Here is a 23,241-nt window from a genome sequence, read left to right on the forward strand (position 1 = left end):
CCGTCTTGTGTCCCGACCGACCATTCGGTTAGCGTGCGGAGAGGGTACGTCGCCCAGCCGCGAACCGTTCCCGTCAAGAGGTGGACACTTGCCGCAGGAAAGCCGGTTCGCCATCCTCCAGTCCCGCCGCCCGGTCACCGCCGAGGAGCCCGCCCATGACTGACGACGTCTACCTGATCGACGGAGCCCGTACCCCGCAGGGCCGCTACGGCGGCGCCCTCGCCTCCGTACGCCCCGACGACCTGGCCGCCCTCGTGGTCGGCGAGGCCGTACGCCGCGCCGCGATCCCGGCCGACGCCGTGGACGAGGTGATCCTGGGTGCCGCGAACCAGGCGGGCGAGGACAACCGGGACGTGGCGCGCATGGCCGTCCTGCTGGCCGGACTGCCCCACACCGTGCCCGGCTACACCGTCAACCGGCTCTGCGCCTCGGGGCTGACGGCCGTCGCCTCCGCCGCCCAGGCGATCCGCGCCGGCGAGGCGGACCTCGTCGTCGCCGGCGGGGTGGAGTCGATGACCCGGGCCCCCTGGGTGATGGAGAAGCCCGGCACGCCGTGGGCCAAGCCGGGGCAGGTGTACGACACGTCCCTCGGCTGGCGCTTCACCCACCCGCGGTTCGCCGCCGCCGACCGGGCCGTGCCCGCCGGCGCCGATCCGCTGACGACGAAGGTGACCCTGTCGATGGGGGAGACCGCGGAGGAGGTCGCCGCACTCGACGGCATCACCCGCGCCGAGTCCGACACGTTCGCCCTGCGCAGCCACCGGCGCGCCCTCGCGGCCCAGGCGGCCGGGCACTTCGACCGTGAGATCGTGCCGGTCCCGGTGAAGGACGGCGAGGTCACCCAGGACGAGGGGCCGCGTCCCACCACCACGCCGGAGAAGCTCGGCGCCCTGCGCACGATCTTCCGCGCGGACGGCATCGTCACCGCGGGCTCCTCCTCACCGCTCTCCGACGGCGCCGCCGCACTGGTGGTGGCGAGCGCGGCGGCCGTCGCGCGGTACGGGCTCACGCCACGCGCCCGGATCGTCGGGTCGGCCTCGGCCGGCGTCCAGCCGAACCTCATGGGCCTCGGACCGGTGCCCGCCACCCAGAAGGTTCTCGCCCGCGCCGGATGGCAGACCGCCGACCTCGACGCCGTCGAACTGAACGAGGCGTTCGCCGCCCAGGCGCTGGCGGTGGTACGGCGCCTCAAGCTCGACGAGGAGAGGGTCAACGCCGACGGCGGGGCCATCGCGCTCGGCCACCCGCTGGGCTGCTCGGGCGCCCGCCTCGTGCTCACCCTGCTCGGCCGTCTGGAGCGGGCGGACGCCCGCAGGGGGCTCGCGACCCTGTGCGTCGGCGTCGGCCAGGGTGTCGCGATGCTGGTGGAGCGGGTGTGAGCGCGGGGGTCCCGGAATCCCTCCCGGTCGGGGAAGGGCACGACCGGCCCGAATACGCGGGTCGCTGACCCCGCGCGGCACTTGTGGGAAGCCGTAGAATGCATGATATGAAGAACCGAACGAACGGTCGGTTGGGGAGATGGCATGGATGACACACAGCCCGAGGCGGCGGTTCGCGCCGCTCCGGGGCTCGCGGAGTACTTCGAGGCCACCATCGCGCGCGACCAGCGCGTCGAGCCGCGCGACTGGATGCCCGACGGCTACCGCAAGACGCTGATCCGGCAGATCGCGCAGCACGCCCACTCGGAGATCATCGGCATGCAGCCGGAGGGCGACTGGATCACCCGCGCGCCCTCGCTGCGCCGCAAGGCCATCCTGTTCGCGAAGGTCCAGGACGAAGCCGGCCACGGCCTGTACCTGTACTCGGCCGCCGAGACCCTCGGCGTCGACCGCGAAGATCTCACCCGGCGGCTGATCGAGGGCCGCCAGAAGTACTCGTCCATCTTCAACTACCCCACGCCGACGTTCGCCGACGTCGGCGTGATCGGCTGGTTCGTGGACGGCGCGGCCATCTGCAACCAGGTGCCGCTGTGCCGCAGTTCCTACGGGCCCTACGCCCGCGCCATGGTGCGCATCTGCAAGGAGGAGTCCTTCCACCAACGGCAGGGCTACGAACTGCTGATGACGATGATGCGCGGCACCGGGGCCCAGCGGGCCATGGTGCAGGACGCGGTCGACCGGTGGTGGTGGCCATCCCTGATGATGTTCGGCCCGCCGGACGACAACTCGCCCAACTCGGCGGCCTCCATGGCGTGGAAGATCAAGCGCCACAGCAACGACGAACTGCGCCGGCGCTTCGTGGACATGACCGTGCCCCAGGCGGAGAAGCTCGGCGTGACCCTGCCCGACCCCGAACTGCGGTGGAACGAGGAGCGGGGCCACCACGACTTCGGCACCCCCGACTGGGACGAGCTGATGCGCGTCATCAAGGGCGACGGGCCGTGCAACGCGGAACGGGTCGAGCGGCGGCGCGACGCCCACGAGCAAGGCGCCTGGGTACGGGAGGCGGCCGCGGCCCACGCGGCGAAGCGGACGGCACGCACGCGCGAAGGAGCGGCGACATGAGCGACAGCGACCCCCAGGAGCCGAAGGCGGGCTGGCCGCTGTACGAGGTGTTCGTACGCGGCAAGCGAGGGCTGAACCACGTCCATGTCGGCTCCCTGCACGCCGCCGACGACCGCATGGCCCTCACGCACGCCAGGGACCTGTACACCCGGCGCAACGAAGGCGTGAGCATCTGGGTGGTGCCCTCCGCGCACATCGCCGCCTCCACCCGCGACGAGAAGGACCCCTTCTTCGCGCCCAGCGCGGACAAGGTGTACCGCCACCCCACCTTCTACGACATCCCCGACGACGTCCCCCACATCTAGGAGCAGGGCATGACCGACGACCACGTCTACATGACCCTGGCCGAGGGGCACGACGACAGCGACGCCCGGTGGGCGTTCGGCACCGGCTTCGAGGACCCGCTGCACGGCGTGGACACCACCGTCCCGGACGGGGTCGACCGGCGGGAACTCACCGCGTCGTGCCTCGCGCTCGGCGACGACGCCCTCGTCGGCGCCCAGCGGCTGGCCGAATGGACCACCCGCGCCCCCGAGTTGGAGGAGGACGTGGCCCTCGCCAACATCGGACTCGACCTGCTCGGCCAGGCCCGCCTGCTCTACACCCGGGCCGGCCACGCCGACGGCACCGGCCGCGGCGAGGACGCGTACGCCTACTTCCGCGACGCCGGCGAGTTCCGCAACGTGCGCCTGGCCGAACTGCCCAACGGGGACTTCGCGTTCAGCGTCGTACGGCTCCTGGTGCTCTCCAGCTGGCGGCTCGCCCACTTCGAGAGGCTGACCGCCACCGCGGACCCCGTCCTCTCGGCCATCGCCGTCAAGGGCGTGAAGGAGCTGGCGTACCACCGCCAGTGGGCCGCCGACTGGGCGGTGCGCCTCGGCGACGGTACGGACGAGTCGCACCGTCGCATGCGGGCCGCGCTGCGGCAAGTGACCCCGTATCTGGGCGAGTTGTTCTCCGCGTACGACGTCCGCGACGAAGTCGTGGGTGTCCTGCGCCAGGTTTTGGACACGGCCGGACTGCCCCTGCCCGCCTGGCAGCCGCTTCCCGGATCGGGCCGCGACGGGGACCACACCGAACACCTCGTCCCGCTGCTGACCGAATTGCAGTCCGTGGCCCGGGCCCACCCGGAGGGGACATGGTGACCGGCCCGGCGGACGTCCGCCGCGCCCGCGGCATCGCCGAGGGCGTCCCGGACCCCGAACTCCCCATGCTCACCCTCGCCGACCTCGGCGTGCTGCGCGAGGTCGAGGCCGGCGCGGACGGCACGATCGTCGCGAGCCTCACCCCGACCTACTCCGGCTGCCCGGCCATGGCCGAGATGCGCGCCGGGGTCGCCACCCGGCTGAAGGCAGCCGGGTACGCGCGCGTGGAGGTCCGTACGGTGCTCGACCCGCCGTGGACCACGGACTGGATCACACCCGCCGGCCGCCGCAAGCTGGCCGAGCACGGCATCGCCCCGCCAGGACCCGCGCCGCGGCACGGGCCCGGCCCGGTGCCGCTGGTGCTCTCGCCCACCCGCGCCGAGGTGATGTGCCCCCTCTGCGGCTCGGCGGACACCGAGGAAACCTCCCGGTTCGGCGCCACGTCGTGCAAGGCGCTGTGGCGCTGCCGCACCTGCCGCGAGCCGTTCGAGTACGTCAAGGAGATCTGATGGCAGACCTGTTGAGCCCGGCACCCGTACGGGCCCCACGGCGCCGGCCCGCCTTCCACCCCCTGCGCGTGGCCGAGGTGCGGCGGCTGTGCGACGACGCGGTCTCCGTCGCGTTCACGATCCCCGACGAACTGGCCGGCGAGTTCGCCTTCGCCCCCGGACAGGCGCTCACCCTGCGCCGCCAGGTCGACGGACGGGACGAGCGGCGCTCGTACTCCATCTGCGCCCCGGCGGGCACCCCGCCGCGCATCGGGGTACGGGAAGTGCCCGACGGCCTGTTCTCGTCCTGGCTGGTCCACGAGGTGAGGCCGGGGGACGTCATCGACGTGATGGCCCCCAGTGGCGCGTTCACCCCCGACCTCACCGTGCACGGACACCACGTCCTGATCGCGGCCGGTTCCGGCATCACCCCGATGATCTCCATCGCCGAGTCGGTCCTCGCCGCCGACGACCGCTCCCGGGTGACCCTCTTCTACGGCAACCGCCGCACCAACTCCGTCATGTTCGCCGACGAACTCGCCGACCTGAAGGACCTCTACCCCACCCGCTTCCAGCTCGCGCACGTCCTCTCCCGCGAGCCCCGCGAGGCCGAGCTGCTCACCGGCCGCCTCGACGGCGACCGGCTCGCCGCGCTCGTCGACGGCCTGGTCGACACCGCCGACGCGGACCACTGGTGGTTGTGCGGCCCGCACGGCATGGTCCGCGACGCCCAGCGCGTCCTGACCGGCCTGGGCATCCCCGCCGACCGCGTCCACCGCGAGCTGTTCTTCGCCGACGACGAGCCGGTACGGGAGACGCGCCACGTGGACGGCGTCGCCGACGGCCCGGTCAGCCAGGTCACCATCACGCTGGACGGCCGCTCCACCACCGGCGCGCTGGCCCGTACGGCCACGATCCTCGACGGCGCGCAGAAGACACGCCCCGACCTGCCGTTCGCCTGCAAGGGCGGCGTGTGCGGGACGTGCCGCGCCCTGGTCACCGACGGCGAGGCCGACATGCGCCGCAACTACGCGCTCGAACCCGCCGAGGTCGACGCCGGTTACGTGCTCACCTGCCAGACGTTCCCCGTCTCCGAGACGGTGAGCGTCGACTACGACAGCTGAGGTGTCAGTTCTTTCTGAACTTCTCGATCAGCGCGTCCGGGTCCACGCTGTTGCTGTCGGTCCCGATATTGCCGAGCTCGGTGTTCCCGCCGTGGTTCTCCCACATTTTCAGCAGTTCGAGCTGCCGTTCCCTCGGCAATGAGTTGACCCAATCCTGATGGTCCGGCGAAATCTGGTCCATCAATTTGCTCAGCGCTTCCATGGCCATCGGATTCTCCTCCTCGGCCCCCCGTACAACCCGGCGCACGACCCAACGGACGACACGATCTCATGCCGTCCGGCCTCTCGCCACCGGAGCCCGGATCAGGGCTCGCATATGAATCGGATGGGAAGAGGCAAGGGGCGTACTCACTCCGGTACGACGTACGGGAAACGGTCGTTCCGCTGGTTTTTGGTGGTGGCGGGGGAGAGGCCGCTGGGCACGGGCAGATTGGTGACCAGGGACATCATCACCTCGGGTGCGTTGTCCGCGCGGGTACGGCCGTTGCGGGCGGCGAAGCCGAAGGAGGCCGGGGTGCCGACCACGTACGGCAGGACGTCGGGGAGCAGCCCCAGGGCGACGGTCTGCCCGTAGCCCGCGGGGTCGGCCGAGGTACCGGTGGCCGCGACCACGGCGGCGATCCGGCCGGCGATCGCCGGGCCGTCGGCGGCGACGTCCTCGGACGGGTGGCGGGTGTTGGCCGGGTTCGAGAAGTCCGTGTCGTCGGGCCAGAAGATCGGCCACATCATCGGGTTGCCGCCACGGTTGATCTGCCGCCAGCCGCCGGCGTCGGTTGCCAGTTTGGTCGCGCACCACACGCCGGTACGGGCCCCGGGCCGCAACCGGTCGTGGGTGTGCGGGACTTCGAGGACGATCGCTTCGACCGTCGTACCGTCGAAGGTGTTCCGCGCCTCCCGGGGGTTCCAGGACGACAGGTCCACGGCGGTGCCCTTCCCCACGGCTCCGTTGACGACGGAGAGCAGGGACAGGTCGACGTAGAAGGCATCCTGGACCCGCCCGGCCCAGGCGCGGATTCCGGCCCCCGTGGCGGTTTCGCCGGTACGGCCCTCCAGCACCAACTCACCCTCTGCGGCATCCCCTTGGGCGTCCGCGCCGGTCAGGGAGTGCAGGCGCAGCGCCTGCCGGCCGTTCGCGTCGGGTTCGCCGAAGGAGAACCGGTAGGTCAGGGTCTCCCGGTCGGCGCCGTCGAAGTGCACCTTGATCTCGTAGCGCGCCTCGTGGTGGAAGCCGGGCTCGGCGTGGACGCCGGTGATGTTCGAGTTGACGTCCATGACGAACACCGTGCTGTCCTCCCCGGCGAAGACGTAGAGGTCGTCGATGAACAACTGGCCGTTCTGCGCCGCCAGCGGGGTGTCGAGGTGATGAGACATGACTGGTCCGTTCTTGTCGCGATCCCGGTGGTCCCGAGCTTTATGTCCCACTCATCCTATATCTGCCATATGTCGGAACTGGTCGATCGAGTGATCGCCGGCGTCTTCGCTTCGGACGGGTGTGTGCGGCGTGCTTTCACGGGCGTGCACGGCGCGTTGGGGGGTGAACTGCCATTCCCGTCCGGGTTCTGTGCGCTCTACCGAGGGCTATGGAGCCCGGTGAATGATGAACACACCGCAAGGAATCCGGTCGTCTCCGTATACCTGTCTGGTGATCGGACGGGTGTGCGATGAAAAGGAGTCCACGTTGTTGCTTCTCATCTCTCCGGACAGTGTCGAGGAAGCTCTCGATTGTGCGAAGGCGGCGGAGTATCTGGACATTGTCGATGTGAAGAAGCCCGACGAGGGTTCGCTCGGCGCGAATTTCCCCTGGGTCATCAGGGAGATCCGTGAAGCGGTCCCGGCCGGGAAGCCGGTGTCCGCGACGGTGGGGGATGTGCCGTACAAGCCCGGCACGGTGGCCCAGGCGGCCCTCGGCGCGGCCGTCTCGGGGGCCACGTACATCAAGGTCGGCCTCTACGGCTGCACGACACCCGAACAGGCGGTCGACGTCATGCGGGGGGTCGTCCGGGCGGTGAAGGAGTACCGGCCGGAGGCGCTGGTGGTCGCCTCGGGCTACGCTGACGCCCACCGGATCGGCTGCGTCAACCCGCTCGCGCTGCCCGACATCGCCCGCCGCTCCGGCGCGGACGCGGCCATGCTCGACACCGCGGTCAAGGACGGGACCCGGCTGTTCGACCACCTTCCGCCGGACGTCTGCGGGGAGTTCGTCCGCCTCGCCCACGAGTACGGTCTGCTCGCGGCCCTCGCCGGCAGTGTGAAGGTGGGAGACCTCGGTGAGCTGACCCGTATCGGTACGGACATCGTGGGGGTACGCGGGGCCGTCTGTGAGGGCGGCGACCGCAACACGGGAAGGATTCAGCCCCAGTTGGTGGCCGCCTTCCGGGCGGAGATGGACCGGCACGCCCGGGAACACGCGGCCGCCGCCGCGGCCGCGAGCTGAGTGCCGGCATGCCGACACCTCAGCCCACTCACGTACCCGGGACCCGCGTGGATCGCTTCGCCGTCCTCGATCCGGCGACGGGCGAGGCCTTCGAGGAGGCTCCCGACCAGCCGCCCGGGGAACTGGACGCCGTGGTCGGCCGGGCGGGGGAGGCCTGGCGGGGCTGGCGGGCCGATCCCGCCGCCCGCACCACCGCGCTGCTCGCGGCGGCCGACGCCGTGGAGGTGGCCGGCGCGGATCTCGCCCCGCTGCTCACCCGGGAACAGGGCAAACCCCTGGCGGAGTCGCACGCGGAGATCGACCGTACGGCCGCCCGCCTGCGCCACTTCGCCGATCTGGTCCCCGGGCCCCAGCGGATCTCGGACGGGCGTCCGGTACGCAGTGAGATCCGCTGGCGGCCGCTGGGGCCCGTCGCCGCGATCGTCCCGTGGAACTTCCCGCTCCAGCTGGCGTCGGCGAAGTTCGCGCCCGCGCTCGCGGCGGGCAACACGGTGGTGCTCAAGCCGTCGCCCTTCACGCCCCTTGCCACCCGGCTGCTGGTTTCCGTCGTCTCCTCCGTCCTCCCCGAGGACGTGCTCACCGTCGTCACCGGTCACGAACCCCTCGGCGCCCGCCTGGCCGCCCATCCGGGGATCCGGCACGTGACCTTCACCGGTTCCGTTCCCACCGGGCGGGCCGTCGCGCGGGGCGCGGCGGCGTCGCTCGGCCGGGTCACCCTGGAACTGGGCGGCAACGACGCCGCGATCCTGCTGGACGACGTGGACGTGGAGCGGATCGCGGACCGGCTGTTCTGGGCGGCGTTCCGCAACTGCGGGCAGGTCTGCATGGCGGTCAAGCGCGTCTACGCCCCGGCCCGGCTCTACTCCGACGTGGTCGAGGCCCTGGCACAGCGCGCGAAGAGCGCCGTTGTCGGAGCCGGCCTCGATCCGGGCACGCAGCTGGGCCCGGTCAACAACGCCCCCCAACTGGCCCGGGTCGAGCGCTACACGGACCAGGCCCTGGCGGACGGCGCCCGGGCGGTGGCCGGCGGCCACCGGCTGGACCGGCCCGGCTACTTCTACGCTCCGACGATCCTCGCCGATGTCCCGCCCGGCAGCCCGGTGGTGACACAGGAGCAGTTCGGCCCCCTCCTGCCGGTGCTGCCGTACGAGAGCGTCGGCGAAGCCGTCGAGGCCGCCAACAGCACCGGCTTCGGGCTGGGCGGGTCGGTGTGGGGGACCGACCTCGACCGGGCCGAGGCGGTCGCCGGCCGGCTGGAGTGCGGGACGGCGTGGATCAACCACCACGCCGAACTGTCCCTCGCCCAGCCCTTCGCGGGCGTCAAGGACAGCGGTGTCGGAGTCGCGGGCGGCCTCTGGGGGCTGTACGGGAACCTCGCGCCGTTCGTCGTACACCGTCCGCTGGAGCCGTGAGGATGAGATTCGGCGCTGCGGTGCTGCGTTCGTACGAGAGCCGGTTCGCCGTCGAGGAGGTGGAGCTGGACCGGGGTCCCGCCGACGGTGAGGTCCTGGTCAGGATCGCGGGCACCGGCATGTGCCGGACCGACCTCGCGGTCCGGCGGTCGGCGGGCCGCTCACCGCTGCCGGCGGTGCTCGGCCACGAAGGGGCCGGGGTCGTGGTGGAGACCGGCGGCCCGCACACCGGTCTGAGCGACGGCGACCACGTGGTGCTCAGCTTCGACTCCTGCGGACACTGCCGGAGTTGCCTGGGCGCGGCCCCCGCCTACTGCGACTCCTTCGCCTCGCTCAACCTCTTCGGCGGGCGCAAGGAGAACGCAGCCCGGTTCACCGACGCGATGGGGGGCGAACTGGCCCCCCGGTGGTTCGGCCAGTCCTCGTTCGCCGAGTACGCGGTGGTGGCGGCCCGTAACGCCGTCCGGGTCGACCCCGCGCTGCCCGTCGAACTGCTCGGACCGCTCGGCTGCGGTTTCCTCACCGGCGCCGGTGCGGTCCTCAACTCCTTCGGCGCCGGGCCCGGTGACACCGTCGCCGTCTTCGGCGCGGGAGCGGTGGGCCTGGCCGCGGTGATGGCGGCCGTCGCCTGCGGGGCGGTGGTCGTGGCCGTCGACCGGTACCCCGAACGGCTCGCCCTCGCACGGCGTTTCGGCGCGATCGCGCTGGACGCCACGACACCCGACCTGCCCGGCCGTATCCGGCACCTGACCGACGGCGGAGCGCGATACGCGCTGGACACCACGGCCTCGGCCCCGCTGATCAACGACGCGCTGCGGGCCCTGCGCCCGACCGGTCACCTCGGTCTGGTGGCCCGGCTCCACACCGCGCTGCCGCTCGAACCGGGGGCGCTGGACCGGGGCAGGAAGATCTCCCACATCTGCGAGGGGGACGCGGTGCCGGGACTGCTGATACCGCGGCTGACCGGACTGTGGCAGGCCGGGCGGTTTCCCTTCGACGAGTTGATCCGTACCTACCCACTCGCCGACATCAACGAAGCGGAACGCGACTGTGAGGCGGGCCGCGTCGTCAAACCCGTCCTGCTCCCGTAGCGGGAGCAGCCGACGTGCGACAAGGGAGAACATGTGACCGGCACAACAACCCGTGACACCGGTGTGGAAGGCGTGGAAGGAGGGGTCGGCCTGACCGCTCTCCTGGTCGCCGCGTCACGGGCGATCGAGACCCACCGCCACGACGCCCTGGCCAGGGACGTCTACGCGGAGCACTTCGTGCTCGCCGCACCGGCGTCCGCCGCCTGGCCGGTGCGCCCGCACCAGGTCGCGGACGGGGACGCGAACCCGCTGTGGGGGCGGTTCGCGCGGTACTTCGGCCTGCGGACGAGGGTCCTCGACGACTTCGTCCTCCGGTCGGTGCGCAAGGGCGGCGCCCGCCAAGTGGTCCTGCTCGGGGCCGGGTTGGACACGCGGGCCTTCCGGCTCGACTGGCCTTCCGGCTGTGTGGTCTACGAGATCGACCGGGAAGGGGTGCTGGCGTTCAAGCACCAGGTCCTCGACGGGCTGTCGGCCGTCCCGAAGGCGGAGCGCGTACCCGTCCCGGTCGATCTGCGGGACGACTGGGTCGCGGCGCTGGCCGGCACCGGCTTCGACGCGTCAGCGCCGAGCGTGTGGCTGGCGGAGGGGCTGCTCTTCTACCTGCCGCCCGTCGCCGAGACGTACCTCATCGACACGGTGGACCGGTTGAGCGCGCCGGGGAGCGCCCTCGCGTTCGAGGTCAAGCTCGAAAGGGACTTGCTGGCATACCGCGACAGCCCGCTCTACACCTCGACCCATCACCAGATCGGCATCGACCTGCTCAACCTGTTCGACCTCCGGCCGCGGCCCGACTCCGTCGGTGACCTGGCGGTCAAGGGCTGGTCCACCGCGGTCCACACGCCCTTCGACTTCACCCGGTACCACGGACGCGGGCCGTTGCCCGAGGACAACGACGCGCTGGCGGGCAACCGCTGGGTGTTCGCGGACAAGCCCCGGCCGTAACGCCGCGTCCGTTTTTCCCGTACCCCCGTACAGGATTTCCCGTACCTCCGTACAGGCGGGACCGGCGTCGACGCCGGTCCCGCCTGTCAGTCGTCCCGCCTGTCAGTCGTCCAGCGCGGCGAACGCGTCCTCGACCAGGCCCGCGAGCTGCTTCATGCTCAGGCTTGTCGTCAACGTGCTCCCGGTGTGGACCGCGAGCAGCCCGCGCAGGGCGGAGACACCCGCCCGGGCCTTGACCGCCGCCCGCAGGCGCAGCTCCGGAGCGTCCTCACCGGCGCCCAGACGCTCCTCCATGGCGGCCGTGACGGCCTGTTCGAGGTCTCTCAGGAGGAACCGGTCGGTACGGGACGAGTCCGGCGTCAGATCCTTCGGCGAACCGGTGATGAAGATGGCCGGCGGTACGTCGTGCTCGCCCGCCAGTGTCAGTACGGCGTTGCACATGGCCCGGTAGGGGGTTTCGGCGGCCGGGCGCTCGCGCAGAAGACGGGCCAACCGGGGGATCAGGTCACGGACCTGACTCACAATCAGGGACTCCTTCGAGGGGAAGTAGCGGAAGAAGGTCCGCTCTCCGACGCCGGCGGCCGTCGCGATGTCACGCACCGTCGTGTGCTCGAAACCCCGCTCGCCGAAGAGGCGCGCGGCGGCCTCCTCGATGGCCTGGCGCGTCTTCTGCTTGTTCTGTTCACGGAGTCCAGGGCTGTCCATACGCGGATTATCGCAAGCTCTCCCACCCTGGAAAGTGGCAGAACTGCCACTTGGGCTAACATGGCAGCGCTGCCACTTTCGGGCCCGGCTCTCTCCGGGGCTTCCCTTTGCTTTCCTTCTGGAGCACACATATGGCCACCCTCCTGTACCGGCTCGGCCGGTCCTGTTTTCGTCGCCGCCGGCTGGTGTTCGCCTGTTGGCTGACCCTCCTGGCGGCTGTGATCGCCGTGGGCGCGGTGTTCGGCGGGACGGGGCGGCTGGACGACGAGTTCTCGATCCCCGGCTCGGAGTCCCAACAGGCCCTGGACGTCATGGGCCGGGCGTTTCCCGGCGCCGGGGGGACCAGCGCCCAGCTCGTGTTCACCGCACCCACGGGCGAGAGCGTCAAGGAAGCCCCCTTCAAGGCGGCGATCGACAGCACGCTGGCCAGGGCGGCCCGCGCCCCGCAGGTCGCCGGCGTGACCGCGCCCGAGGCGACAGGCACCGTCTCGGCCGACGGGGGAGTCGCCGTCGCCCAGGTCGGCTACCGCGTGTCCAAGAACGACCTGGACGCGGACAGCCTGGACGCGCTGGACGCCGCCGCGGCCCCGGCCCGGGCGGCGGGCCTGCGCGTGGACCTCGGCGGGTCGGCGTTCAGCGGCGGCGGCGCCGAGCCGGGCGCCCAGGACCTCATCGGTGTACTGGTCGCCGTGCTCGTCCTGGCGGTCACCTTCGGATCGCTGCTGGCGGCGGGCATGCCGCTGCTCATCGCGCTGGCCGGGGTACTGGCCGGGGTGGGCGGGGTGCTGGCGCTGACCGGGGTGGTCGGCATCTCCTCCACCGCCCTGACCCTCGCCCTGATGATCGGCCTCGCGGTCGGCATCGACTACGCTCTGTTCATCCTCTCCCGGCACCGCTCGCACCTCGCCGAGGGCCGGAGCCCGGAGGAATCGGCGGCGCTGGCGGCCGGGACCGCGGGCAGCGCGGTCGTGTTCGCCGGACTGACCGTCATCATCGCCATGGCCGGACTCTCCGTCGTCGGGATCCCGTTCCTCACCGTGATGGGCCTGTGCGCCGCCCTCGCGGTGCTGGCCGGGGTCGCGGTGGCGCTCACCCTGCTGCCCGCGCTGCTCGGTGTGGTCGGCGCCCGCCTCGTACCGAAGCCCGGATCGCGGGCAGCCGGCCGGGAGACGGCCGTGGCCGGGCCCGAGACCCGGGCGGCGAACCTCGGCGAACGCTGGGTCCGCCTCGCCACCGCCAAGCCCTGGCTGACGACCCTCGCCGTGCTCGCGGCGCTCGGCGCGCTGGCCTGGCCCGCGAAGGACCTGAACCTCGCCCTGCCGGACAACGGCTCCGCGCCCGCGCACTCCTCGCAGCGCGCGGCCTACGACACCGTCTCCCGGACCTTCGGCCCCGGCTTCAACGGCCCCCTCGTCGTCCTGGCCGACACCGGTGACACCGCGTCACCCAAGGCCGCCGCCGCGACCATCGCGAAGGACCTGAAAGTCCTGGACGACGTGGCCGCCGTCGCCCCGCCCAAGGTGAACGACTCGGGTACGTACGCCGTCGTCCAGCTCGTTCCCCGGGGCGCGCCCGACGCGCAGACCACCAAGGACCTGGTGACCACGATCCGCGACCGGGCGGCGCGGATCGCCGAGGAGACGGGAGCGACCATCCGCGTCACGGGGCAGACAGCGGTGTCGATCGATGTCTCCGTCCAACTGGCCTCCGCCCTGGTCCCCTTCGGCGCCGTGGTGGTCGGTCTGTCCCTGGTGCTCCTGCTGATCGTCTTCCGGTCCTTCGTCGTCCCGTTGAAGGCCGCGGCCGGATTCCTGCTGTCCGTCGCGGCGACGTTCGGCGCCACGGTCGGCGTCTTCCAGAACGGCCACTTCCGGGGCCTGGTGGGCGTCGACGGGCCCACCCCGACGGCGTCGTTCCTCCCCGTCGTGGTCATGGCCGTCCTGTTCGGGCTGGCCATGGACTACGAGGTGTTCCTGGTCGCCCGTATCCACGAGGCGTACGCCCACACCCGCCGGCCCCTCCACGCGATCCATATGGGTGCCCGGCACAGCGCCCGCGTGGTGACCGCCGCGGCTCTGATCATGGTGTCCGTGTTCGCCGCGTTCATCAGCAGCGAGGGCATGATCCTCAAGCAGGTGGCGTTCGCCCTCGCCCTCGGTGTCCTGATCGACGCCTTTGTCGTACGGATGACACTGGTCCCGGCGGTGCTCGCCCTGACCAGGCACGCCGCCTGGTGGCTCCCGGCCCCGCTCGCCCGGCGACTGCCCGACGTGGACCTCGAAGGCAGACGCCTGAATAGTCCCCAACCCGCCCCCGAACATGCCGATCTGGCGATGACCCGCCACTGAGGGCACTGAGCGCGCTGACGGCATTGACGGCCGCATTGGTCTGAACCATAGTTTTGATCATGTTCACGACTAGGGAACGAATCGGCCGGACCCGGTTCGGTGTGATCGCCGCTGTGGCGTTCGCGCTGGCGCTGTTCGGCATGCTGGTACCGGGACTGGCCCCGCCCGCCACCGCCGCGCCCACCGCGGCGCTGCCGGCCTGTCCGTTCTGGAGCGACGTCATCCCGCCGGAACGGCCCGTGTCCCCCTGGATTCCTCCCCTCCAGACCTCCCCCGCCGTGAACTTCACCCAGCGGCTGCCCGCCCCCACCGGAGTCACCGGGTCTCTGGCCGGGGGCCGGGTCGCCGTCACGTTCAACCGGGTTCCCGGCGCCCAGTCCTACCGGTTGTGGCGCAACGGCCAGCCGATCGCCTGGCTTCTCGGTTACGACCAGCCGACGATCACGATCACCGACACCGCGCCCTGCGAGAACGCCTACTACAACGTGATCGCGCTGTCCGACCAGAGCGCCACCGACCCGTCGACCGGCCAGCTCTCGGCGCCGTACCAGCTCAACGCCAACGGCTCGGTCGTCCCGTGGGTGACGCCGGCCGGCCGGACCGTCGACATGAAGGTCACCGCCTACAACGACACCGGGACGACGGCGTCGGGATACAAGGCCCAACTCGGGGTCTGCGCCGTCGATCCGCGGGTGATCCCGTGGGGCACCTACTTCAGCGTCCCCGGGTACGGGATCTGCTACGCCGCCGACATCGGGACCTGGATCCAGAACAACACCGTGGACATCTGGCTCCCGCCGGGGACCCAGGCGAACAACTGGGGCGTACAGAACCGTACCGTCACCATCATCGCCAACCCGTACTCGGGCACACCCCCGCCCGGTGATCCGAACCCACCCACGGGCGGTGCCGGCCGGATCACCGGCCTCGGCGGCAAGTGTGTCGACGTGGCGGCGGGGAGCAGCGCCAACGGCACGGCGGTCCAGCTCTACGACTGCAACGGCTCCACCGCGCAACGCTGGACGGTGGCCTCGGACGGTTCGATCCAGGCGCTCGGCAAGTGCCTGGACCTCACCGCGGCCGGTACGGCCAACGGCACCAGGGCGCAGCTGTACGACTGCAACGGCAGCGGCGCCCAGAAATGGCAGAAGGGCACGGGCAACACCCTGGTGAACCCTGCATCCGGCAAGTGCCTCGACGTCGTGGACCGCTCCACCGCCAACGGAGCCCGGCTACAGATCTGGACGTGCGCGGGCGGAACGAACCAGCAATTCGCACTACCTGTCTGACACATCGTCAGAGTCTTGCCCCGGAGGCGACCCCTCGCCTCCGGGGCCGTTCATGAACACGCCGACGTCGGCCGGCCTCAGGCGCCGGGGGCCGTCTGGTCCTCGTTGTTCTCGTCCTCGTCCTCGCCCTCGTAGTGAATGACGCCGTCCTCGTCGAGCAGGGGGCGAATCTGCTCGGGAGGATGACTGTCGATGTCGGACGGGCGCGGTCCTTCGGGCCCGTCGGGGCCCCAGCGCAGCAGCCGGCGGGCGCGGCAGACCTGGTGGACGGTGCCCAGGACCTCGATCCTGTTGGCGTGTTCGGCCCGGAGGCGGTCGGCGGCCTCGGCGTAGGTGGCCAGTTCGGCGGTCGCGGTGCCCTTCGCGGTCACCGTACGCGCGTCGGCGTTCCTGTCCTCGACATCCCAGGGGATGAGGCCGAGCCGTCGCGGCTCGAACCAGGTGAGCGAGAAGTCCAGTGTCTTGCGGGCCTCATGCGCGGTGGCGTGCAGGCCGCTGGCGGCCTTCCACGCGTCACCGTCCTGTTCCACGATCCTGAACAGCGCGGGCAGCAACAACACATCGGGGTGGGTGTCCAGCGCCCGTTCGGAGTCGTCCAGCACGTCATCGGGGAACCGGGCTCCCGTGTACGCCAGTTGGCGGCGCGCCAGCCGTTCCGCGGCCTGGACGGGTGTGACCGCCGCTTCCGGGTCCAGGACCAGGCCGTCGTCGATCCCCGGCTCGCGGACGCCGCGGTCCCAATTCGGTACGGAGGGCTCAGGATCGGTCGGCCGGGGCTGCTCGATGCCGTCCGGCCCGGCCGCGGTGTACTCCTCGGCGCGCACCACCCGGTAACGGGTTCCGAGTACGGTCAGCTCGTCGACGCGTTCGCTCTCCAACCGGGCGACCGCCGCCAGCAGGGCACGCCGCTCGACCCTGTCCTTGGCGTCGTCCTTCGCCCGGAACCACAGTAAGGAGTTGAGGCTGTCCCGGGCCTCCTGCGGACAGCCGGCCACCACCGCGACCACCACCCGCCACCGCGAGGCGTCGTCCCCCGCGTTCTGCGTGCCCTGGGCGACCACCCCGAACAGCGGCCCGCGCACCAGCATCGCCCGCTCGTCCAGTATGGCGTCGAGCGCGTCCGCCTCCGTGACCGCCTCCACCGGCCCTTGCGGCTGCCTCACAAGGATCGGCCGCATCCGGTCCGCACTCTCATCCCGATGACTCATGCTCCCCATCCTGCCGACGGCGGCAGGCGCGCATTGCTGTTTTCCGGATTCCCAACTCCATCCGGGCATGTGAGGACCGGCTCGCGCCGGGCTCCGAATCGACACCGGGGCCGGGTCGGCCCGACCGGAGGACATCGCGGCGGCCGAATTCCGTCCGGGAGTGGCCTTCCCGTCCGACCTGAGGGAATCGCCGCCGCGGCACGACGGCGTACAGCTCCAGGACGGAACACTGACACTGGACTACTACGGGCCGCCGTCCGGCGTCGAGGACATCGTCCACAGCACCGAGTTCCTGCGGGGCATCGGGTCGGACGTCGCCGAGGACGAGGCCGATCTCGACGAGGAGGAGCGGGACCAGTACGCGTACTGGCCGCACGAACGCCTCCTGATCACCCTGGACAAGGGCCGTGTCGAGCGCATCCCGTGCGAACTGTGCGTGCTGGTGGCGCTTCGAGACGCGGTGCGAAGGCGGGAGATTTGGGTGGTGGGGGCGAACCGGTGGCGTCACCCGGAGGACGACCTGCCCGCACGTCAACACGCTGCTGATGCAGGAGGTCCTGGCCGATCCGAAGGGGGCGGACAAGCTCACCAACGCGGACCGCCGGGCGCTGTCGCCGCTGTTCTGGACCCACGTCAATCCGTACGGCCGGTTCGCGCTGGACAGGAACAGCCGTCTCGATCTGGACCTGTCTGTCCGCCGGGCGACAGTGCCCGGCCCGCGTGCCCCGCAGGGTGAGGCAGCCGCAGCCGCGGCGTGACACTCGGGCTCCGGGCCTGGCCGGAACCCGAGTGGAGGCAATGTTGCCCGGGACGCTTCAAGCGTCCCGGGCAACGTGCGTGAGCGGCAGCGGCGGGGCTACCGGGAGACCCAAAGCCCAGCCGTCGCCGGTCCGGGTCAGGGCGTAGATGGCGGGGGCCCGGCCTCTTCCTATTCTTACTGTGGGAGCCGAACGCGCCACCCGCCGGGCCGTGACCCAGCTCAACCAGTTCGGCCACACCGTCCCCCTCAACCTGAGGAAGAGGGCATCCCGGCCTACGAACCGTCAGGCCGATGACCCACTGTCGATGACCAGGTCGGTGCCGACGACCGCGCCGGCCGCGGGCGAGGCGAGGTAGAGCACCGCGGCCGCCACTTCTTCGGCCTCCGCGACCCGGCCGAGCGGGTTTTCTGTCTTCACCCGCTCGGCGCGGTCGGCCTCGGTCTCGCCGGGCCGCAGCGACATGGGAGCGGCGGAGGCGCCGGGGCTGACGGCGTTGATGCGGATGCCCTGGTGGATGTGGTCGAGAGCGGCGGCGCGGGTCAGCGCGGAGACCGCTGCCTTCGAGGTGATGTACGCGGCCACGTTCGGGATCCGAAGGTGTGCGCCCAGGTTGGAGGAGATATTGATGATGGCGCCGCCGCCGTTCTCCTTCATGTGCGCGATCTCGTGCTTCATGGCCAGCCAGACGCCGGTGACATTGGTCCGCAGCACCGCGTCCCAGTCCTGCTCGCTCACCTCGCCGACGGGTACGGTGGCGCGGAGTATCCCGGCGTTGTTGACCGCGATGTCCAGTCCGCCGAAGCGGGTGACGCTCTCGCGTACGAGGTTCTGGAGGCGGCCGGAGTCGGTGACATCGGCGGTGACGGCGGTGGCCGTGCCGCCGGTGGCCTCGATGAGGCCGACCGTCTCGTCCAGGGAGGCCGCGGTGCGTCCCGCGGCGACCACGCATGCGCCCTCGGCGGCGAAGGCGATCGCGATCGCTCGGCCGAGGCCGGAGCCTGCGCCGGTGACGAGGACGGTCTTGCCGGTGAAGCGGTTCATTTGGGTGACTTCCTTGAGTGATGGATTACTTGGTGCGGTGGTTCAGGAGGGCGACGACGGCGAGGGCGGCCCCCGTCGCGGCCAGGGACCAGGCGTCGCTGCCGAGTGTGAGCAGGACGGCGAAGAGGACGGTCGGGCCGAATTCCATCGCGGTGTTCAGCACGCCACCCGCGAGCCCGGTCTGCTGCTGCGGTACACCTTCGGTGGCGAGCACGGCGGCTCCGGCGAAGGAGGCCGCGGTGCCGGCCGGCAGCAGCACAAGGCCCGGCAGCAGTCCGTACGCGTACCAGGTGTGCGCATCGAGCCCGGTGAACGCGAGGAGGGCGATCCCGGCCGCGCCCGTGCCCAGCCCGGCGGCCGTGACGGCTCCGGCCCCGTACCGGCCGATGAGCGGTCCTGCCGCCCGGCCCGAGGCGATCAGCGCAACGGCGAACGGCACGAAGGCGGCCGAGGTCTGCAACTGGGACCAGTCGCGCGCCTGCTGGAGGTGGAGTGAGAGAACCACAAAGGTCATTGCGGTCCCGCAGGCGCTCAGCGCGATGGCCGTGAGGGCGAGGGCCCGCCGCCGGTCAAGCAGGAAGCGGGGTGGCAGCAGTGGGTCGCGGGCCCGGCGCTCGGCGTACCAGAACGCGGCCAGCAGCGCGGTCCCGCCGAGCAGCGGCACGAGCACGCCGGCCGACGACCAGGGTCGGGCGTCAGTGACGACGAGCCCGTAACTGGTGAGGGTGATCCCGACGGTGGCGAGCAGAGCACCCGGCAGGTCGAGAGTCCTGCCCCGGTTCGGTGCGGTGTCCGGTAGCAGCCGGGGCGTGAGGGCGAGGGCTGCGATCGCCACCACGAGTGGTACGGCGAAGGTCCAACGCCAAGAAAGCAGCGCGGAAATGACGCCGGAGAGCAGATTCCCCGCAGTCGCGCCGAGCACCGAGAGCCCGCCCCAGGTGGCCATCGCCCTGCCGTACGCGGTGGGGGAGGGGAAGACGGCGCGCAGCACGGCCATGGCGGCCGGCGCGACGAGGGCCGCGCCCGCGCCCTGCGCGAAGCGCGCCGCGAGCAGTGCCCCGATGCCGGAGGTGAGTGGGGCGGCGGCCGAGGCAGCGGCGAAGAGGACAAGGCCCGCGGTGAGGGCGCGCCGCCCGCCGTAGCGGTCGGCGAGGCGTCCGCCGAAGAGCAGCAGCCCGGCGAAGGTCAGTCCGTAAGCGGCGCTGAGCAGGATCAAGTCTGCGCGCTTCAGGTCGAATTCGCGCCCGATGCGGGGCAGCGGTACGGCGATCGCGGCGAGCGTGAAGATCAGCGTGGTCTGGACGCTGCCGAGGATGACGAAGGCCCATCGGTGCTGCATGGCGGTGACGCGGGCGGTGCCCGTGGCGGTCATGCTTCCCCCTGATATTTGACCGATCGGTTCATTATTTGGGCGTACGGAAGGAAGCCCGGCGGCTCCGGTGGGTGTGATTCAGTCCAGCAGGGCCAGCGCCTGCTCGGCCGCGTCCCGCACCCGGGCGGGATCGTTCGACGCTTTGCCGACGATCCGTACGCCCTGCAGCAGGACGAGCAGCATGCGGGCCAGCGCGCGCGGATCGCGGTCCTCGGCAAGCTCACCCTGGGCCTGGGCCCGTACGAGCGCGGAGTGCAGTGGGGTCTCGAGATGCTCCCAGCTGATCTCGACCCGGCGGGCCGCCGCCGGGTCGTGGGGGGCCAGCTCGGCCGCGGTATTGGTGACGAAGCAGCCGTTCAGCCGCCCTTCCGGGGAGGCGGCTTCCGCGGCGAAGCGGCGCACTATCGCCCGCACCGCGGGCAGTGCGGGGCCCGGCTGGGACAGCTCGGCCAGGAGGAGCGGGTCACGCATCTCGGCGTACCGGTCCATGGCCTTCAGATAAAGCTCATGCTTGCTACCGAAGGTCGCGTAGATGCTGGCACGGCCGACGCCGAGGTGCTCGACGAGATCCGTCACTGACGTCGCTTCGTAGCCGCGCCGCCAGAACAGCTCAAGGGCCGACTGCAGCGCGGCGTCCGGATCGAATTCCTTGGTCCTGGCCACGTCGAGGACCATAGCCATATCTGGATCGGTCGGTCAATAATTGTGCACCGCGGCTGGCCCTGCGAGGGAGCGGAGCCGTGGGCGCGGCACGGTCAACTTGGGGTCTGGTCCGGGATGTCATCTGTACGCAGCGCGCGTTCAGGGTGTACCAGCGGTCTGATTGCAGGGGCGTGGGCACATCGGCCGGCGCTCACCGGGCGGCTCCCAGAAACGACCCTTCGCCCGAGCAAGATCAAATAAGGTCGGGCGAAGATCACCAAGAAGCGGATCGGCTCTCAGAACCCGTTCGCGCTCAAAAGTGGCAGGAGGGGGGTTTTGCGACTTGCGTGGTGCGAAAGTCAGGGTCCATGACGGCCCCTCAAAAACTTGCCGTCGGACCTGAGTCCGAAGCCGATCTCGTCGAATGCCGTCCGTGCCCGAAGTGCAAGGCCGCCCCCGCCTCGCCGTGCCGCTCGCGCAGCGGGGCAGTGACGAGCGCCTACCACACCGGCCGCTTCACCAAGCTGCCGAAGCCGGCGAAGGAACTGCGGGTGCCGACCCCGGCCGACCGAGGGCCGGGGCAACCCTGGCGGCCCGGCAAGTCGGTGCCCGCGGCCGTCGACCCCAGTCTGCCGAGCGCGGACATCCGCATCGGCTATGCCCGTTGCTCGCACCTCAGCGAGGAGGGGCTGAAGACCGCCCGGGAGATCAAGACGCACGCCCCGGAGCACGAGAAGACCCAGGCATACCCGGAGGCCGTCGAGACAGCACACGCCAACTTCGCCGCCCTCCAGGAGCGCGACCACAGCCCCGTGTAGTCACTCAGCGCTACGTGCCACCTGGCCGTAGCTATCCGAGAACAGGGCCGTGAGTCCCGGTTTCAGCGAAACTGAGGGTTTTCGTCGGGAACCGACGGGTGCTCAGGCCCTCTGCAGGATTTCGACCCGTGTGTTCTCGATGAACTCAAGGTGCCGTTTCATCGGTTGAGTGTGTCGATCCGTGCATCACGCTGAACCCCCTCCCAATAGTGGGCGGCGGCTGTGACGACCGCTTGAAAGTCGTGCAGCGCCATGACTGCGACGTGGGGCGTGCGCGTCCCCACGGGCGTTTCGGCGGGCTCGCCGATCACGATCGCGTTCGTGCCGTGGACATACCCGCGGACCAGGCAATGGTCGAGGGATTCGGCAGCCCCCAGCAGCGACGCATCGTTTAGGGCGGCATCGGAGCGCAACACGGACAGCGTCGCGGCCGGGTCAGCGTCGGGCTGGGCCAGACGCGGGTCCTCAAGCCTGGCCATGTTCTCCAGTGTCAGCATCATCGAGCCGAGGATGCAGGGCTCTGAATCGCCCATGATGATGGAGTCCACGATGAGTTGGAAACGGAAGAAACGCGCATCCCAGGGGTCACCTGCTGGGGTCAAGACCAGCCCGAATCGGCCGTCGTCTGTTGAGATGCGCATGCCTATGACCTCCCGTGGTGTTCCTCGGCTTCTGATGCTAGAAGCTGCCGAGCGGCGTCGCCGTAGCGGATGGCGGTCTTCTCGTCGATGCCGAAGACGAGCGCAAGGTGGTGCGGGTCGGCGCTGTGGGTGAGGGCCTCTTCGAACTGTCGGTCGACGCGGAGCCGTTCCAGAGTGGCGGTGAGGTCGCGGGTCGCCCGGGTGGTCCAGAGCTTGCCGGCCGGGCCGAGTTCGACAGCGGTCTTCTGGGTGATCAGCAGGTGGCGGTTGGCGGTGTTCGGCCGGCGGCTGCGGCGGTGGTCGAGCCAGGCCAGGACGGAACGGCGGGTGAGGGCATCCAGGCTCCGCACCTCCAGAACGACATGAAGTCTGCCGGCCAGGGGCGCACGGTCTCCATCGGGGCCCAGGAGAACTGACGGGATGTCGCTCAGATGCGCCAGGAGATCCATGAGGGATCGCAGGTGGGGGAGAACTGGAACTCCGCGAACAAGGACCTCTTCTACGGCAAGGACGGCGACCTGGCCGGTGCGGACAAGGAGTCCCAGGAGGTCAGCATGCTTGCGCTGCACCTGCTCCAGTCCGCCCTGGTCCACGTCAACACGTGCACTCTGAGGTTCGCTGTGGTCCCGTCCCGGGCAGTGCGGCCTCGCGCCGATGGCCGGCGGCTCCTTACTCTCCCCCGTCGGCGGAATGGAGTTGGAAGTCGACGACGACGCAACCGACCTGTCCGTCATCGGTGCGGCCGATCCAGACGGGGTAGGCCCCGTCGCCCTGGCCGGCGCGGAAGGCGATGAGGTTCGGCTCGGGCTCCGTGCTGGGCAGTTCCACGCTGAAATGGCTGTCGCTGCCGAGGGGTATGAAAAGGTCCTCGTCCAGCTGGTCTTCGAGCACCGTCCGCGTCGCATCCATGAAAGCCGCTGTGCCGGTATCCACGCCAACCCCGTAGAACTGGCCCTCGCCGAGCAGCCCTAGGTCCTCGTCAGGCCGGAGGGCCATTTCCCACTCGCGGGGCGGGATGTCCAGGAACGTCACCCTGGCCGCGGCGACACTGGCCCCGTGTGTCGTGCGCAATAGCGACAGCGTGACCGGAAACCCGCCCGGGGGCACAGCGACGGTTCGCGGGTCTCTGATCCAGCCGGGGTCCGAGACCGCCAGCCGCCCTGACGGTGGCGGACGGCGCGGAGCGGCCTCACGGGGCACGCCGGGTTGATTCGCCCCGAGAGGAGTGGGACTACGTGACCGGATCCGCCGTACGGGAGTGGCAGCGAGTCCGCGT

The 23,241-nt window shown here is 70.9% G+C and carries 24 protein-coding genes and 1 pseudogene; 15 read left to right on the forward strand and 10 right to left on the reverse strand.

Going from position 1 to position 23,241, the window contains the following annotated elements:
• Nucleotides 1–155: 155 nt before the first annotated feature.
• From OG349_RS34410 to paaE, 6 genes are all read left to right on the forward strand, one after another.
• Nucleotides 156–1,379, forward strand: coding sequence for a thiolase family protein (locus OG349_RS34410; RefSeq protein WP_327238344.1), 1,224 nt, complete (start codon nucleotides 156–158; stop codon nucleotides 1,377–1,379).
• 144 nt (nucleotides 1,380–1,523) lie between these two features.
• A complete protein-coding gene (gene paaA / locus OG349_RS34415) occupies nucleotides 1,524–2,504 on the forward strand; it encodes a 1,2-phenylacetyl-CoA epoxidase subunit PaaA (protein WP_327238345.1) in 981 nt (326 codons plus the stop codon).
• A complete protein-coding gene (gene paaB / locus OG349_RS34420; protein ID WP_327238346.1) occupies nucleotides 2,501–2,809 on the forward strand; it encodes a 1,2-phenylacetyl-CoA epoxidase subunit PaaB in 309 nt (102 codons plus the stop codon). Before paaA ends, paaB begins: the two co-directional genes overlap by 4 nt.
• Nucleotides 2,810–2,818: 9 nt before the next feature.
• Nucleotides 2,819–3,649: a 1,2-phenylacetyl-CoA epoxidase subunit PaaC gene (gene paaC / locus OG349_RS34425; RefSeq protein ID WP_327238347.1), complete on the forward strand. Its 831-nt coding sequence runs from the start codon at nucleotides 2,819–2,821 to the stop codon at nucleotides 3,647–3,649.
• Nucleotides 3,643–4,158, forward strand: coding sequence for a 1,2-phenylacetyl-CoA epoxidase subunit PaaD (gene paaD / locus OG349_RS34430; protein WP_327238348.1), 516 nt, complete (start codon nucleotides 3,643–3,645; stop codon nucleotides 4,156–4,158). Before paaC ends, paaD begins: the two co-directional genes overlap by 7 nt.
• Entirely contained in the window at nucleotides 4,158–5,261 is a 1,104-nt protein-coding gene (gene paaE / locus OG349_RS34435; protein WP_327238349.1) for a 1,2-phenylacetyl-CoA epoxidase subunit PaaE, read from the forward strand. The genes paaD and paaE overlap by 1 nt, the downstream gene beginning before the upstream one ends.
• Before the next feature lie 4 nt (nucleotides 5,262–5,265).
• On the opposite strand, the gene OG349_RS34440 is transcribed toward paaE, so the two are convergent.
• Both OG349_RS34440 and OG349_RS34445 read right to left on the reverse strand, forming a co-directional pair.
• Nucleotides 5,266–5,469 carry a hypothetical protein gene (locus tag OG349_RS34440; protein WP_327238350.1) on the reverse strand — a complete coding sequence of 68 codons (204 nt, stop codon included), beginning with the start codon at nucleotides 5,467–5,469 and terminating at the stop codon, nucleotides 5,266–5,268.
• A 140-nt stretch (nucleotides 5,470–5,609) separates the two neighbouring features.
• The gene (locus OG349_RS34445) at nucleotides 5,610–6,632 is read right to left on the reverse strand and encodes a DUF4331 family protein (protein WP_327238351.1); all 1,023 of its coding nucleotides are present in this window, start codon (nucleotides 6,630–6,632) and stop codon (nucleotides 5,610–5,612) included.
• A 307-nt stretch (nucleotides 6,633–6,939) separates the two neighbouring features.
• Here OG349_RS34445 and OG349_RS34450 point away from each other — a divergent pair, with 307 nt between their 5' ends.
• The 4 genes from OG349_RS34450 to OG349_RS34465 are packed head-to-tail and all read left to right on the forward strand — an operon-like array spanning nucleotide 6,940 to nucleotide 11,140.
• Complete coding sequence (locus tag OG349_RS34450; RefSeq protein ID WP_327238352.1) at nucleotides 6,940–7,695, forward strand: (5-formylfuran-3-yl)methyl phosphate synthase; 756 nt, start codon at nucleotides 6,940–6,942, stop codon at nucleotides 7,693–7,695.
• A gap of 8 nt (nucleotides 7,696–7,703) precedes the next feature.
• Nucleotides 7,704–9,107 (forward strand): aldehyde dehydrogenase family protein, encoded by a 1,404-nt coding sequence (locus OG349_RS34455; protein ID WP_327238353.1) that lies wholly within the window; start codon nucleotides 7,704–7,706, stop codon nucleotides 9,105–9,107.
• 2 nt (nucleotides 9,108–9,109) lie between these two features.
• On the forward strand, nucleotides 9,110–10,198 hold the full coding sequence (locus OG349_RS34460) for an NAD(P)-dependent alcohol dehydrogenase (RefSeq protein ID WP_327238354.1): 1,089 nt from the start codon (nucleotides 9,110–9,112) through the stop codon (nucleotides 10,196–10,198).
• 33 nt (nucleotides 10,199–10,231) lie between these two features.
• Entirely contained in the window at nucleotides 10,232–11,140 is a 909-nt protein-coding gene (locus tag OG349_RS34465) for a class I SAM-dependent methyltransferase (RefSeq protein WP_327238355.1), read from the forward strand.
• A gap of 102 nt (nucleotides 11,141–11,242) precedes the next feature.
• Here OG349_RS34465 and OG349_RS34470 read toward each other — a convergent pair whose 3' ends face one another.
• Complete coding sequence (locus OG349_RS34470; protein WP_327238356.1) at nucleotides 11,243–11,845, reverse strand: TetR/AcrR family transcriptional regulator; 603 nt, start codon at nucleotides 11,843–11,845, stop codon at nucleotides 11,243–11,245.
• Between the two features lie 131 nt (nucleotides 11,846–11,976).
• Here OG349_RS34470 and OG349_RS34475 point away from each other — a divergent pair, with 131 nt between their 5' ends.
• Together OG349_RS34475 and OG349_RS34480 are read left to right on the forward strand one after the other, a co-directional pair.
• On the forward strand, nucleotides 11,977–14,193 hold the full coding sequence (locus tag OG349_RS34475) for an MMPL family transporter (RefSeq protein ID WP_327238357.1): 2,217 nt from the start codon (nucleotides 11,977–11,979) through the stop codon (nucleotides 14,191–14,193).
• A gap of 59 nt (nucleotides 14,194–14,252) precedes the next feature.
• Entirely contained in the window at nucleotides 14,253–15,482 is a 1,230-nt protein-coding gene (locus OG349_RS34480; protein ID WP_327238358.1) for a ricin-type beta-trefoil lectin domain protein, read from the forward strand.
• Between the two features lie 77 nt (nucleotides 15,483–15,559).
• Here OG349_RS34480 and OG349_RS34485 read toward each other — a convergent pair whose 3' ends face one another.
• Complete coding sequence (locus OG349_RS34485) at nucleotides 15,560–16,690, reverse strand: DUF5954 family protein (protein WP_327238359.1); 1,131 nt, start codon at nucleotides 16,688–16,690, stop codon at nucleotides 15,560–15,562.
• Nucleotides 16,691–17,097: 407 nt separating this feature from the next.
• On the opposite strand from OG349_RS34485, the gene OG349_RS34930 reads away from it, so the two are divergent.
• The gene (locus tag OG349_RS34930; RefSeq protein WP_442806350.1) at nucleotides 17,098–17,448 is read left to right on the forward strand and encodes a Tn3 family transposase; all 351 of its coding nucleotides are present in this window, start codon (nucleotides 17,098–17,100) and stop codon (nucleotides 17,446–17,448) included.
• 285 nt (nucleotides 17,449–17,733) lie between these two features.
• On the opposite strand, the gene OG349_RS34495 is transcribed toward OG349_RS34930, so the two are convergent.
• The 3 genes from OG349_RS34495 to OG349_RS34505 all read right to left on the reverse strand — a co-directional run bounded on the left by OG349_RS34495 (nucleotide 17,734) and on the right by OG349_RS34505 (nucleotide 20,527).
• Nucleotides 17,734–18,492, reverse strand: a complete 759-nt coding sequence (locus OG349_RS34495; RefSeq protein WP_327238361.1) for an SDR family NAD(P)-dependent oxidoreductase — start codon at nucleotides 18,490–18,492, stop codon at nucleotides 17,734–17,736.
• 25 nt (nucleotides 18,493–18,517) lie between these two features.
• Entirely contained in the window at nucleotides 18,518–19,864 is a 1,347-nt protein-coding gene (locus OG349_RS34500) for an MFS transporter (protein WP_327238362.1), read from the reverse strand.
• Nucleotides 19,865–19,942: 78 nt separating this feature from the next.
• Nucleotides 19,943–20,527 carry a TetR/AcrR family transcriptional regulator gene (locus OG349_RS34505; RefSeq protein ID WP_327238363.1) on the reverse strand — a complete coding sequence of 195 codons (585 nt, stop codon included), beginning with the start codon at nucleotides 20,525–20,527 and terminating at the stop codon, nucleotides 19,943–19,945.
• 347 nt (nucleotides 20,528–20,874) lie between these two features.
• Between OG349_RS34505 and OG349_RS34510 the strand changes: the two genes are divergently transcribed.
• The gene (locus tag OG349_RS34510) at nucleotides 20,875–21,324 is read left to right on the forward strand and encodes a zinc finger domain-containing protein (protein ID WP_442806351.1); all 450 of its coding nucleotides are present in this window, start codon (nucleotides 20,875–20,877) and stop codon (nucleotides 21,322–21,324) included.
• Between the two features lie 158 nt (nucleotides 21,325–21,482).
• Here the strand turns inward: OG349_RS34510 and OG349_RS34515 are convergent, their stop codons facing one another.
• Nucleotides 21,483–21,965 carry a hypothetical protein gene (locus tag OG349_RS34515; RefSeq protein WP_327238365.1) on the reverse strand — a complete coding sequence of 161 codons (483 nt, stop codon included), beginning with the start codon at nucleotides 21,963–21,965 and terminating at the stop codon, nucleotides 21,483–21,485.
• Nucleotides 21,966–21,967: 2 nt separating this feature from the next.
• A complete protein-coding gene (locus tag OG349_RS34520) occupies nucleotides 21,968–22,315 on the reverse strand; it encodes a hypothetical protein (RefSeq protein WP_327238366.1) in 348 nt (115 codons plus the stop codon).
• An 81-nt stretch (nucleotides 22,316–22,396) separates the two neighbouring features.
• On the opposite strand from OG349_RS34520, the gene OG349_RS34525 reads away from it, so the two are divergent.
• Nucleotides 22,397–22,759, forward strand: coding sequence for a Tn3 family transposase (locus OG349_RS34525; RefSeq protein ID WP_327238367.1), 363 nt, complete (start codon nucleotides 22,397–22,399; stop codon nucleotides 22,757–22,759).
• Here OG349_RS34525 and OG349_RS34530 read toward each other — a convergent pair.
• Nucleotides 22,683–23,165, reverse strand: a pseudogene (locus OG349_RS34530) (DUF4241 domain-containing protein); the annotation flags it as partial. The gene OG349_RS34525 and the pseudogene OG349_RS34530 overlap by 77 nt on opposite strands.
• Between the last annotated feature and the right edge of the window lie 76 nt (nucleotides 23,166–23,241).

Origin of the sequence: Streptomyces sp. NBC_01317 (assembly GCF_035961655.1) — a bacterium.
Lineage (GTDB): Bacteria > Actinomycetota > Actinomycetes > Streptomycetales > Streptomycetaceae > Streptomyces.